12 protein-coding genes are annotated in these 12,008 nt (G+C 72.5%); 5 read left to right on the top strand and 7 right to left on the bottom strand.

All coding sequences use genetic code 11. The features are described from left to right. Positions 1-187: 187 nt before the first annotated feature. From ACFO4E_RS26245 to ACFO4E_RS26235, 3 genes are all read right to left on the bottom strand, one after another. Positions 188-2,401 (bottom strand): CRISPR-associated protein, encoded by a 2,214-nt coding sequence (locus tag ACFO4E_RS26245; protein WP_378579251.1) that lies wholly within the window; start codon positions 2,399-2,401, stop codon positions 188-190. An 825-nt stretch (positions 2,402-3,226) separates the two neighbouring features. Then, the gene (locus ACFO4E_RS26240; protein ID WP_378579249.1) at positions 3,227-3,562 is read right to left on the bottom strand and encodes a hypothetical protein; all 336 of its coding nucleotides are present in this window, start codon (positions 3,560-3,562) and stop codon (positions 3,227-3,229) included. 79 nt (positions 3,563-3,641) lie between these two features. Next, positions 3,642-4,568 (bottom strand): hypothetical protein, encoded by a 927-nt coding sequence (locus ACFO4E_RS26235; RefSeq protein ID WP_378579247.1) that lies wholly within the window; start codon positions 4,566-4,568, stop codon positions 3,642-3,644. Positions 4,569-4,759: 191 nt separating this feature from the next. On the opposite strand from ACFO4E_RS26235, the gene ACFO4E_RS26230 reads away from it, so the two are divergent. The 3 genes from ACFO4E_RS26230 (at position 4,760) to ACFO4E_RS26220 (ending at position 6,876) form a co-directional block, all read left to right on the top strand. Continuing rightward, positions 4,760-5,008, top strand: coding sequence for a hypothetical protein (locus ACFO4E_RS26230; protein WP_378579245.1), 249 nt, complete (start codon positions 4,760-4,762; stop codon positions 5,006-5,008). Positions 5,009-5,195: 187 nt separating this feature from the next. Beyond that, on the top strand, positions 5,196-6,413 hold the full coding sequence (locus tag ACFO4E_RS26225) for a hypothetical protein (protein WP_378579243.1): 1,218 nt from the start codon (positions 5,196-5,198) through the stop codon (positions 6,411-6,413). Between the two features lie 175 nt (positions 6,414-6,588). After that, a complete protein-coding gene (locus ACFO4E_RS26220) occupies positions 6,589-6,876 on the top strand; it encodes a zf-TFIIB domain-containing protein (RefSeq protein WP_378579241.1) in 288 nt (95 codons plus the stop codon). 155 nt (positions 6,877-7,031) lie between these two features. On the opposite strand, the gene ACFO4E_RS26215 is transcribed toward ACFO4E_RS26220, so the two are convergent. Then, the gene (locus ACFO4E_RS26215; protein WP_378579239.1) at positions 7,032-7,487 is read right to left on the bottom strand and encodes a DoxX family protein; all 456 of its coding nucleotides are present in this window, start codon (positions 7,485-7,487) and stop codon (positions 7,032-7,034) included. A 343-nt stretch (positions 7,488-7,830) separates the two neighbouring features. Between ACFO4E_RS26215 and ACFO4E_RS26210 the strand changes: the two genes are divergently transcribed. Both ACFO4E_RS26210 and ACFO4E_RS26205 read left to right on the top strand, forming a co-directional pair. Next, complete coding sequence (locus tag ACFO4E_RS26210) at positions 7,831-8,091, top strand: hypothetical protein (protein WP_378579237.1); 261 nt, start codon at positions 7,831-7,833, stop codon at positions 8,089-8,091. A gap of 347 nt (positions 8,092-8,438) precedes the next feature. Then, positions 8,439-9,935, top strand: coding sequence for an amino acid permease (locus ACFO4E_RS26205; protein WP_378579235.1), 1,497 nt, complete (start codon positions 8,439-8,441; stop codon positions 9,933-9,935). Positions 9,936-10,009: 74 nt separating this feature from the next. On the opposite strand, the gene ACFO4E_RS26200 is transcribed toward ACFO4E_RS26205, so the two are convergent. The 3 genes from ACFO4E_RS26200 to ACFO4E_RS26190 all read right to left on the bottom strand — a co-directional run bounded on the left by ACFO4E_RS26200 (position 10,010) and on the right by ACFO4E_RS26190 (position 11,872). Then, complete coding sequence (locus tag ACFO4E_RS26200; RefSeq protein ID WP_378579232.1) at positions 10,010-11,101, bottom strand: GNAT family N-acetyltransferase; 1,092 nt, start codon at positions 11,099-11,101, stop codon at positions 10,010-10,012. 136 nt (positions 11,102-11,237) lie between these two features. Continuing rightward, complete coding sequence (locus tag ACFO4E_RS26195; RefSeq protein WP_378579231.1) at positions 11,238-11,651, bottom strand: type II toxin-antitoxin system VapC family toxin; 414 nt, start codon at positions 11,649-11,651, stop codon at positions 11,238-11,240. Continuing rightward, positions 11,648-11,872 carry a hypothetical protein gene (locus ACFO4E_RS26190; RefSeq protein WP_378579229.1) on the bottom strand — a complete coding sequence of 75 codons (225 nt, stop codon included), beginning with the start codon at positions 11,870-11,872 and terminating at the stop codon, positions 11,648-11,650. Before ACFO4E_RS26190 ends, ACFO4E_RS26195 begins: the two co-directional genes overlap by 4 nt. Positions 11,873-12,008: the final 136 nt, after the last annotated feature.

Raw genomic sequence — 12,008 nt, 5'->3', positions numbered from 1 at the left:
GTGCGGGGACGGGGGTGCCGCGATGCGGCGGCGGGGGTGCGGGAACACGGCAGGGGGCGCGCCGAGGGGGGCCGCGTGCGCGGGGCCGCGAGGGGGCCGGCCGCCGTCCGGCGGGGTGCCGGAGGGGTCACCCGGGCGGGAGGCGCGGGCGGGTCGGCTGGGGGTCATGCGGCGGGTCTCCCGGGGGTCAGAGCCGGAGCGCGGTCACGTGGGCGGCCAGGGCCGCACGGAAGGCGGGGGTCCCTGGCTCTGCTGATACCACTCTCGGACGCCGGGTGTCCTCGTGGCCGGTGATCGCCTCCTCGGGGGCGCCGGTGTCGTCGGAGCCGAGGGGATCGGCGTGCCACCAGGCGAACCAGTCGATGAGGTCGAGGGCGCGGGCGGGGTCGCCGTCGCCGGGGCGGTGCAGCGCAAGGGTGAGTCCCGCCGTGCCGCAGCGGACGTTGAGGATCCGGGCGGCGGCGAACACGTCGTGGGCCCAGCCGCCGGCGCCGACGTCCTGCTCCCGGTGGACCCCGTCGGTGGTGAAGTGGCGCAGCCGCTGCCGCCGCGGGGCGCTCAGTCCCAGGGCGCGGTCGGCCACCGTCAGGATCACGGTGGGGCGCTGCGGTGCGGAGTACTGCGGAAGGGGCGGGGCGTCGGCCGTGACGGTGCGGTCGACCCAGGCGGCGACCTCGTAGCCGTCCGCCGCGGCGCCGATGGCGTCGGCGGCGGCGTCGATGAGGCCGGCGTCGATCTGGTGCGCGGCGATCCCGGGGGCGATCCCGGCGGCGAGCGGCCCGTGCAGCACCTGGTAGCCGCGCAGCACGATGCGCCAGTCCACGGCCGCGGGCCCGTGCCGGCCGACGTCCCCGTGGGCGTGGCAGGAGACCCGGCGGGTCAGCGGCGACACGTAGGTGACGCACCCCCCGCGCTCGTGCGCGGCCATGGCCAGGCCGATGCTCATGGCCTTGGTGCCCGTGGTGATGTCGGCGATGACGGGCGCGGGGTCGCTGCGGTACTGGTCGATCTTGGCGCGGGCGTAGGCGGCGACCTCGGCGGCGTCGGCGCCGTCGACCGCGGTGTCGGCGAACTTGACGCGTTCGGGATAGCCGTTGTGGCGCAGGCGCGAGGCGAGCCGGCGCCGGTTGGTGGCGCGGAACTCCCCCGGCTCTTCGGCGGCGTAGAGCGTCCGGCGCACGGCGAGGTCCAGGGCGCTGATCTCCTTCTCGCTCTGCCGGGTGAACAGCATGACGGTGCGGGCGGGCAGGCAGGCCCGGGCCGCCGCCAGGACGGACAGCCGGCTCCCGCCCAGTCCGAGCAGGAGCACCGGCCCGGCGGAGGGCCCGGGGTGGGTCTCGGGGGCGGTTCCCTCGGGGACGGGGGCGATGGCGGCGGTGCCGCCGGTGCCCGCGGGGGCGGCGGCCGGGAAGAAGCCCTGGACGACGTGGTCGGCGGTCGGGAAGTCGCGCTCCAGTTCCGACAGCGCGCGCACGTGCAGCGGTGCGCCGCTCAGTTCGGGGTCGTAGGTCGCCAGTTGCTCGATGGAGCAGTCGCCCTTGTCGCCGGTGTGCACGAACAGGACGCGCGCGGCGCCGCCGAAGGCCCGCTGCGCCTTGGTCAGGGTCCACCCGGCGGCGTCGAGGATGTGGCTGGGGTCCTTCTTGACCTCGACGCAGAGCACGCGGTGCCGGTAGCGGACGATCAGGTCGAAGTCGCCGATGGATTCGAGGGGGGAGCGGGGGTCGGGCATGACCCGGTTGCCCATGACCTCGGCTCCGGGGGTGTCGGCGAGCCGGCGCCGGAACAGGTCCAGGACGCGCGCCTCGGCCATGTCGCCGGGGCCCAGCGGGACCGGGCGGCCGCGCAGCCACGCCTGCTGTTCGGGCAGGCGGTCGCCGGGGCGCAGCTCGATGCCGTGCAGCCCGGCCAGGGCGTCGATGGTGAGGGCGCTGCTGTCGATGCCCCCGGGGTGCAGGGAGCCGTCGGTGAAGCGCAGGGATTCGGAGGTGGCGTCGAGGTAGCTGCGCCAGCGGTGCCGGTCGGGGAAGCGGCGGGCGTGCTGGAGGACGGCGTGCACGCTCATGACCTTGGTGCCGCCGGTGTAGCAGAGCCGCCAGTCGCCGCTGAGTCCGTCGGCCAGGCGGTCGAAGCCGGCGCGCACGGCGGCGAAGTCGTAGGTGTCGCGGCCGAGGTCGACCAGGCGCGCGTCCCCGATGGCCGGGCAGAGGCGGCGCGCGGCGGCGGCGATGGCGCCGGCCCGCTGGGCGGTGTCGCCGCTGTGGACGACGACGAGCCGGCGCGGGGCGAAGGTCAGCGCGGACAGCAGCGCGGGGGTCGGGCTGGTGCCGGCGAGGGCCACGAGGGTGTCGGGGGCGCGCTCCGCGCCCGGGTCGGCGGGGCGATCCGGTGTGGGTCCCATGGGTCCACTTCGCACATCTCTTGTTCTAGTACCTGGGCGGCGCTGCCGGTAGGCCCCCTGTACGCGGCGGTGATCGGCTCCGCTCGGGGCCGTGTCCGAGAGAAGTGGTCTAGGGAGGTGATGATCCTCTCGGACTACTACATAACTACCCGAACACCAATCAATCGGACCGACAACCCACCCTCACCGGAAGCCCGTCGCCGAGGCAGCAGGCGCCCCTCGACGACCGGCAGCCGAAAAGGAGGAGCGGTGACCAGGACGGAACGGACAGGGGCCTCGGACCCGCCGGCGCAGCGGACCCCTCCGCATTACGGCGCGGCGGCCGGTAGACGAACCGGACCCGACCACCCCCTCGCCCTTCCCTCCACCCGGCGGACGGAATAGCCGCGATCACCACAAAACTCGCGCGTCGATCAGGGAAGACCATCTCCCGGCAGACGGGATAGCGACCACGCCGAGCACGACCCTGGGGAATTCTTCGTCGTCCACCCCCGGCAGACGGGATAACAACGCCAGTTGTTGACGGGCGCTCCGTCCAGGGTCGATCCTCCCCGGCAGACGGAATCACAACAACATCTGGCTCGCCTGCGAAGCGAAAGTGCACGCCCGGATCCGCATGACCGGAAGACGGTATGGCTCGGACCGGGGCGAGCGCCGTAAGGCGCCGAATCGCTGCACGACAGGCGGCTCCGGCCGCGGGGTACGCGACGTCCCCCACGACCGGAGCCGCCCTTCGCCATGGGGGCGCCCCGACGACTGAGCGCGCGGCCGGCCCGGGCAGCGCGAAACCCGGCACGCGTAGCGCGCCGGGCCATTGTCATGGGATCACGAGCCGTTGCGCCGGCCGAGAGCCTTGCAGCCGAGGATCGTGCCGTCGGGGGAACGCACCAGATCCGTGGGCACGAGCAGGTCGTGGCGTTCGGGATGGGCCACCGCGACCGTCGACGACACGATGTACCAGACCCCCAGCGCCGGCTCGGGCAGCAGCGCCCGGCCGTAGTCCTCGGCGAACACCGGGATCCCCCCGATACGGCCGATCTCGCAGCGGTCGACGGCGACGCGCACGGGCTTGCTCGCGGCCGGGCAGCGGACGACGACCTTGTCGTCGGCGTCGAAGATGGTCACTTCATGCGGTGTCAGGTTGACCAGCGGAAGTCGCATTCGTCCCTCTCACATCCCGAGCCGACCGGCCGGCCGCCGGACCCGGCATGCAGCGGAGCATGGCCCGCGGCGTGCGGAGTCAGTCGAACAGCAACCCGTCGAATTCCTGTTCCTGGTATTCCGCGTACACCGGACGCGGAGGCCGGGACCGCCGGCGGTCGCGCGCGGGAGGCCGGCGCCGTCCGGCGGCCACTTCACGACCGGTCGTGAGCGTGTCCACGCGCAGCGCACCGAAGCCCTGCGCCGTGTACTTGCCCACGCCGGTCAGCTCGACGAGTTCCAGCAGCGCACCGAAGTCGGCCAGGCGCTCGCCGTCGGAACCGTGGGGCAGGCTCAGCCGCAGCCCGCCCTCCCAGCCCGGCACCGTGCGCCCGGCGGGTCCGGGGTGCTCGGTGGCACGGATCGGCGCGGAGTCGTCGGGGGCGCGCCGCAGCCGCGCCGTGACGTCGTCGATCCGGCGCAGCCAGGGCTCGGCGACCTCGCGCGGCGCGAACCGGGCGACCGCGCCCACCGCCCCGCTCCCGCCCAGCACACCGCCAGAGGCTCTGTGCACCACCCCGAACAGCAGCCGCGGGCCCGGCCACGCCTGGAAGCTGTCCTCGCCGTCATAGTTGCGCGCGAGCGACACGACCGGGCTGAGCGTGTGCAGCGTGGCGCTCACGGGCGCCCGCTGCGGATGGGCCAGGATCGCGGCGTAGCCGCGGACGTGCACGGCCGTCACCGAGAGGGGTTCGAACAGGTGGTCGCCGACCCGTTGCACGCGGCCGATGAGGTCGGCGGGGTCGGTCCCGGGGGGTGATTCGTCGTCGAGCCAGGTCAGCGACCACACCCACAGTCGGTCGGCGATCGGCTGGGGCCAGCCGTTCATCGCCCACTTCTTGGCGGCGCCGTGCTCGGGCCCCGGCTGCGGCCACCACGAGTTCAGCAGCCCGTGGCAGTCGACGGCGCGCACGGGCCGGGCGGCGTCGGCGTGATCACGCAGCACCAGCGTCCAGCGTCGTGGCATCGTCACTCTCCCTTTTGTCGAGGGTCTCGACCGTCGTGGGCGCGGCTCCGACACCGGGCCGGAGCACCCATAGCTCTCGGACAGGATTCGCGGCCCGTCCGAGAAGTGTCGGCACACCATCGCCGAGATCCGCGAGACGAGGCAGGGCGCGACCTGGCCGCCTCCACGCGATAGAACGGAGCCTCCGCCGCATGAACCCCGGAGACGACCACGCCGACCCGCCACCGAGCGACGTGTCCCCGCCCGCCCACCGGGCCTGGCTGGACGCCTACGTCGATCACCGGCTGGCCGGGATCGGCCGGGAGCTGGCCGGAGACGCCGAGGGAACCGACCTCGGACCCAACCCGATCCCACCGCCGCCCGCTCCCCCGATCACCGCGCGCGAACTCGCGCCCTATCTCGCCGAACTCGCCGAGCGCTACCGGGGCAGGACCGTCTGACCCCGGGGGGTTGACTCAGCGCATACCGGCGCTTTACCTTCGAAGGTGACCACGCGCGCCACTATGGCGGCACCTTCGGGTACCAGCCGGCGTGGGTGTGTCGACGACGCCTGCGACCTTCTTCGATTGCCTTTCCCGGAGAGCTGGGGAAGAGCCTCAGCCCCGTGCCCCGGGGAGAAGAAGGATCTTGAGCACGCGTTGCCTGTTCTCGGACCTTTTCGGTTCGACCGCGTTCCTGAACGCGCTCACCCGCGCCTTCGGCTGCGGCCGGTGCGACGCCGGCGCGCAGCGCCACGCGGTCCAGACCATGCAGACCTGCGAGCGCCATGCCGCGCAGTTCGACTCCGCCGTCACGCTGCTGAGCGAGCACTGCCCCTGCCCCGCGCACGGCGGCGACCCCAACGCCAAGATCACCAAGCGCATGTCCGAGGTACACGACTCCCTCGGCGAGCAAAGCCCCACTCCCGCCGCGGTGCGCCGGCTCTGCTTCGCCCTGCGCGACACCGAGACCGACCGCGCCTTCGCCCGGCTGCGCCTGGTCTACCCGCAGTGGTCGGGGCGCACGCTGCGCTGCGCGTTCTCCGAGCGGCCGCGCCGCTGGGCCCGCCAGCAGGCGGTCGCCGGCGAGATCGCGCCGAGCGTGCTGGAGCAGGAGGCCCTGGCCGCGCTGGTCCTGGCGGCGGGGTTCGGCCACCCCGCCGTCGACCTGCCCGACGAGCAGCCCGACGACTCCGCCGACCTGGTGGCCGGCGGGCTGGTCTCCGACCACGGGTTCACCCAGGAGTCCGGTGCCGTCCCGGTGGCCGACCGCGCCGGCCGGGCGGTGCTCGCGACCCGCGAGCGGCCGCTGGTCTCCGTGCCCACCGGCGACTACCTGCTGCGCAAGCTCGCCGAACTCGCGGCCGGAGTCGACCCCGCCCGCGCGCGCACCGTCGACGAGCAGCGCCGGGTCGTGCTGGCCGGCGAACTCCGCGGGATCAGCCCCGAAGAGCTCGCCCGCCTGCTCACCGGAGTGCTGCGGCGGCTGGCCGAGCGCATGCCCGAGCACTTCGACCTGCTGGAGCGGGCCCGCGGGCGTGCCCGCAGCGCCCCCTACCGTCCCGTCGCCGACCCCCGCCCCTCGCCGGTCCCCCCGCCCGGCACCGAGCGCACCCGGCAGGTTCCGTTGCCCGAACGCGAGATGGCGTGGCTCCGGTGGACCGCGTGGACCCTGGTCAACCAGGCGCGCAGGAGCCCCGTGTTCTATGCCGCCAACCCCGTGGCCGCCCTCGACCGGTTCCTCGACAACCACCTGCGCACCCGCTCGTGGGCGGTGCCCGCCGTGTGGTCCAAGGCGCTGGACGACGACGACACCCGGGCCGACCTGCTCGACGCCCTGGTCGACGTCGTCGCCAACACCGAGTGAGCCCCGGCCCCCGTCCGTCGTCGCGCGCGGATCGGGGGCTGGTCCATGTCCGGGGGGCGCGCCTCCCGCGGGAGCGGACGGCCGCCGACCGCGGCCGGGTTTCGGACTTCGGCTCAGCGGCGATATCGGACGCTTCAGGTGGAACCGGTGCGGTGACTGCGGTATCTAATCCGGCATGAACGAACTCAACTGCCCCAAGTGCCCCGGCTCCCTGTCGCGGCGGGTGCTGGTCGGCGTCACGGTCGACCAGTGCGAGAAGTGCAAGGGGATCTTCCTGGACCGCGGCGAGCTCGAGGAGCTGCTGGAGGCGGAGCACCGCTGGAGCCGCGGCCACCAGGCCGAGTACAGCGGGGGCCGCAGGCGCCGGGAGGACGACGACGCCGATGAGCGCGCGGCCGGGGACGAGTACCACGGCGAACGGCGCAGGCGGCAGTCCAGCTTCTTGGACGAGATCTTCGACTGACGCGCCCCGGCGGGACGCGGCGCGCGGCGCGCCGTCCGGCGGTCGCCGCTCGACGACGAGGGCCCGTGGGGCCGCCCTTCCGGGGGCGGCCCCACGGGCCTCTGCGTGTTCGGGGACGGGGCGCCCGGGAGGTCGCCCCTCAGGACCCCGGGGTGTCAGGCCACCCGCGCGGCCTCGGGGGCGGCGGCGGGCCGGCCCCAGGGCAGCAGGCGGTCCAGGGCGTAGCCGCCGCCCGTGAAGCCGAGCGCCAGGGCGGCCGTGCCGAGCGCGAGCACCAGTTCGTAGCCGCCTTCGCTGACGAAGAGCGGCGTGCCGAAGTGGGCGAACACGTAGGCGCCGGCCATCTGTACGGCCAGCAGGACGCCGGCGACGGGCAGGGCGAAGCCGACCACCAGGGCGATGCCTCCGCCGAACTCCACCGCGATCGCGAACATCGCCGCGATCTCGGGCAGCGGGATGCCCATGGAGGCGAACCCCTGGCCGGTGGCGGCGACCCCGGACTGGATCTTCTGCCAGCCGTGGGCGATGAAGATGACGCCGATCGCGACGCGCGCGATCAGGGTCACGGTGTCGGCGAGCGGGCTGCCTGCTTTGAGCGCTGTTCCGTTCATCGTCCTTCTCACTCTCTGACGGTTTCTCGGCGATGGTGCGGGGACAGGCTGCGCGGCGCTCCGATCCGCCCATGGGGGAAGCCGGAAAAATCTTCCCTGGAAACTAGATCATATCCGCTACCGCTCGCACACGTTCTGTGGCGAGAACCACACAGCAGGGGGAGTTGCGCTCACGCCGCCTGCGCGCATCAGGGACGCGGGGCCCGCCGCCTTCGCTAGGCTTCCGGATGAGGCGGCACGCCCCCTTTGCACGGAGGCACCCGGATCGGGCCGACCTCGCACTTCGAACGCGTGTATGATTTTCGCGCCAGCACCCACACCGATCCGAAGGGATGCCACCGCCGTGGTCACCGAGGTCTTCACACTCAAGTATTGCGATCCGCACGCCGTCCGCGAGGAGAAGGTCGAGGCGTCCGAGGTCATCCAGTTCGCCTGGGACGGCACCGTGCGCGAGGTCGACGCCTGCACCGAGTGCAAGAAGGAGCACGAGGCCCTCTACGAGCCTCTGGTCGACTACTCCCGCCCGTTCAAGAAGCAGCGCCGCGTCACCAAGAAGAGCGACACCGCTGCCGACGGCGCCGAGACCGCCGACTCCGACGCCTGACCCGACGGCCCGCGGCGACCGGCTCCGCCCCCCGGCCGTGCCGGTCGTCCGCCGACGGACGCACCCCCCCGCCCGCCCGCTGCCCGCCGTGTCCTTTCGCCCTCCGCGAACGACACCCGGGCGCAACCCGGCCACCAGGTCGCCGGATTCCGCGGCCGCCCGCGTGAAGCCCGGCTAACACAGGGCTCCCGGTATCGCTGTCGGCACGGCCCCTCCCCCTGCGCCTCCACCTCATCCGCACGGTCGGCTTACCCTCCGTTTTCAGTACGTCTTAAAACGGAGGTAAGATCACGCGTCGTACTGTCCCAAGCGCCCCACAAGGGCCAATACCGGGCGCGGAGCCGCTGTTGAGTATCTGGCGCACAAAAAGCATCGAGCAATCGATCCGTGACACCGACGAACCGGGGCACAAGCTCCGGAAGGATCTGAACGGGTTCGACCTCATCGTCTTCGGTATCGGTGTCATCATCGGTACCGGCATCTTCGTCGTCACCGGACGCCAGGCCGCCGAGAACGCCGGCCCCGCGATCGTGGTGTCGTTCCTGATCGCCGGCCTGGTCTGCGCGCTGGCGGCCATGTGCTACGCCGAGTTCGCCTCCACGGTCCCCGTGGCGGGCAGCGCGTACACCTTCGGCTATGCCAGCCTGGGCGAGTTCGTCGCCTGGATCATCGGCTGGGACCTCGTCCTGGAGTTCACCCTCGCCGCCGCCGTGGTCTCCGTTGGCTGGTCGGGATACGCCGGCGACCTGCTGGGCGTCTCGACCTCGATCGAGATCGCCGGCTGGCCGGTGAACGTCGGGGCCATGTTCATCGTGGTCCTCCTCGGCGTCATGGGCGTGATCGGCACCAAGCTGTCCGGCCGCGTCTCGGCGGTCATCGTCGCCATCAAGGTCGGCATCGTGCTGCTGATCATCGGCGTGGGCGTCTTCTACGTCCGGGCCGCCAACTGGGTGCCGTTCATCCCGCCGGCGCAGGACCGGCCCGCCGAGACCGCGGAGATCGGGCACGCCCCGCTCACTCAGGTCCTGCTGGGCCTGGAGCCGAGCCAGTTCGGCATCTGGGGCGTCATCTCCGCGGCGTCCATCGTCTTCTTCGCCTTCATCGGCTTCGACGTCGTCGCCACGACCGCCGAGGAGACCAAGAAGCCCAAGCGCGACATGCCCGTCGGGATCTTCGGGTCGCTGATCATCGTGACGGTGCTCTACGTCGCCGTCTCCGCGATCGTCACCGGCATGCGTCCCTACACCGAACTGGGGGGCGACGCACCGCTGGCCGAGGCGTTCCGCGCCGTGGGCGCCGACTGGGCGGGCACGCTGATCTCGCTGGGCGGGGTCATCGGCATCACCTCGGTCATCCTGGTGATGATGCTCGGGCAGTCGCGCGTGGCCTTCGCCATGTCCCGCGACGGCCTGCTGCCGCGCGCGCTGTCCAAGACGCACCCGCGTTTCGGCACCCCGTATGTGATGACCATCGTGACCACGGTCGCCGTGGCCGTCCTCGCCGGGTTCGTGCCGATCGGCACCCTCGAAGAGATGGTCAACATCGGCACGCTGTTCGCGTTCGTGGTGGTGTCGATCGGCATCATCGTGCTCCGCCGCACGCGTCCGGACCTGCCGCGCGCCTTCCGCGCCCCGTGGGTGCCGGTGCTGCCGATCATCGCGGCCCTGGCCTGCCTGTGGCTGATGCTCAACCTCACCGTCGACACCTGGCTGCGGTTCCTGGTGTGGATGGCGATCGGCGTGGTGGTCTACTTCATCTACGGCCACCGCAAGAGCCGGCTGGCCCGCGGTGAAGCCGTGTCCGCGCCGGAGTCCACCGGCCCGGCGCCGTCCGCCGAGGGCTGACGGCCGCCGCACGGAAGTACAGCGGGGGAGACCGGCGCCCCATTTCGCCGGTCTCCCCCGCCGCCCCACCGGGGTCAGCCCCCTGCGGCTCCCGGTTGGCTCATAAGGTTCATCAACCGCCCCGGCCGCCGCGACGGCACGGCCCCGGCGACCGGCAGGCGCGCCTGCACCACACCGTCGCGTGGCGGGCCGATCGCGGCCCCCATCCGGCTCATGATCCGCTGCATCGCCCTGTTGCCCGCCACCGTCTCCGCCCGGACCTCGGCCAGGCCCCAGTCCGCCGCGATGGCGGTGAGCGCCCGGGTGAGCGCCGTGCCCACCCCTCTGCCCTGCCAGGAGTCCTCGACCAGGAACGCGATCTCGCCGACCCCGGGGTCGAGGGTGTACATGAGGTGCGCCAGGGCGACGGGCTCGCCGCCCTCGCGCGGGCGCGCGGCCAGGGTGAGACCGAGTTCGGGGTCGCAGAACACGCCGAGCATCCGGGGGGTCAGCTCGCGCACGCTGGAGAAGTAGCGCCGCCGCGAGGTCTCGGCCGAGCACCGGCGGTGCAGCCGCTGAACGGCTTCGGCGTCGCTCGACCGCACCTGGAAGACGTGCAGCCCGGTGCCCTTGTGCGTGACGAGTTCCCCGTCGATGGGCGCGGGGCCGGTCGGGGGCAGCACCGAGCGGACGAGTGCGTCGGCGCGGGCGGTCTCCGTCCAGGTGAAGGGCTGGTCGGGGCGGCGCAGCCGGACCCCGCGCAGGGGTCCCACGGGCACCACCAGGGTCGTTTCGGGTTCCTCGGGGAACTCCGGCACGGAGCGGGTGAGGTTGGTCCACCGGGCCTCGTCGGCGAGCAGCAGCTCGCGCAGGGCCTCGGGCAGCCGGTTGGGCTCGCTGCGCAGCCGGGCGGTCAGCAGCAGGGCGCGGGTGACGTCGTCGCCCACTTCGCGGGGCTGGGCGGGGACGGCGAGCACGGAGTCGCCGACGCTGCGCCGCGCGACCTCGGCGAGCAGGGTCCGGTGCTCACCGGGAACGTCGACCACGAACTCGTCCACGACCCCGGCGGCATCGGCATGGATGGACAGCCCCACGATGTTGCCGCCTTCGGCGGCCATGGCGTCGACGACGCCGGCCAGCTGGCCGGGCCGGTCCTCGACAACGGTGCGGATCCGCCACAGTGCCACACGCGCCCCCTCACGGAAGGGCGCGCGTCCGCCGGAAGGCCCCATTGCTCCCCGGCGGCGCGCGCCGACTCCCCTCAAGAGTGCAGTCGGCACATTTCGGACGTGCTACGCACCTGTTAGCTTCTCGGGCATTCGATCACGGCAGGAGGGTGAAAGCAGAGACGTGCTTGGGCCGCACCACGGAGAAGTGCCGCCGGTCCGTGGTGGCGACCTCGGTGACCCTGAGCCGTTCGGCCGCCGCGATCACGGAAGCGTCCGTCGTGCCGAGCGGGAGATCCGCATACTGCTCGACGAGTTCGCGGATGCGGGGCCAATCCTGCTGGTGGACCTGTTCGACCTCGAACAGCCCGTCCTCCAGATCTCCGAGCAGAGCGACCTCCGCCCGATTCCCCAGCCGACTGGCCAGGATGTGCACGACCTCGGCTATCGCGAGCACAGGCAGGACCAGCGGGCCGCGGTGCCGCGTCAGCAGATCCCGGGCGGCCGCATGGAAGGTGTCATCGGCATCCATGTGGGCATAGAGCGGCCCGGCATCGACGACGAGTGTCATTCCTCCCCCGCCTCCCCGCGAAGGATCTTCCTGAGACGAACCGAGGTGTCCGTCCTTCCGCTGCGGCCGACACCCGTGGACCGGAATTTTCGGACGGGCCTTTCCGATGCCTCGGACTCCAGCTGCTGGGCCACGTAGTCTTCGAAGCTCATGCCACGCAGCTCGGCGTCGGCCCGCAGTCGCTCTTCCGTGGTCTTCGTCAATTCGATAGTCACTGTCACGCGTTCGACCATAATCGCCGCCCTCCCCTTTGACCTGCGAAACCACGAGCACCCTCATTTCCGGTCACCGCACCGGGGATTCGGCCGCGGCACCGTCGCGGTTAGAGGATCCGTATGAGCATCCGATACCACCGAC

The sequence above is a fragment of the Nocardiopsis mangrovi genome (genome assembly GCF_042653925.1).
Taxonomy (GTDB): Bacteria; Actinomycetota; Actinomycetes; order Streptosporangiales; family Streptosporangiaceae; genus Nocardiopsis_B; species Nocardiopsis_B mangrovi.
Note: the sequence above shows the minus strand (reverse complement) of the source record. Positions and strands in the feature narration are given on the sequence as shown.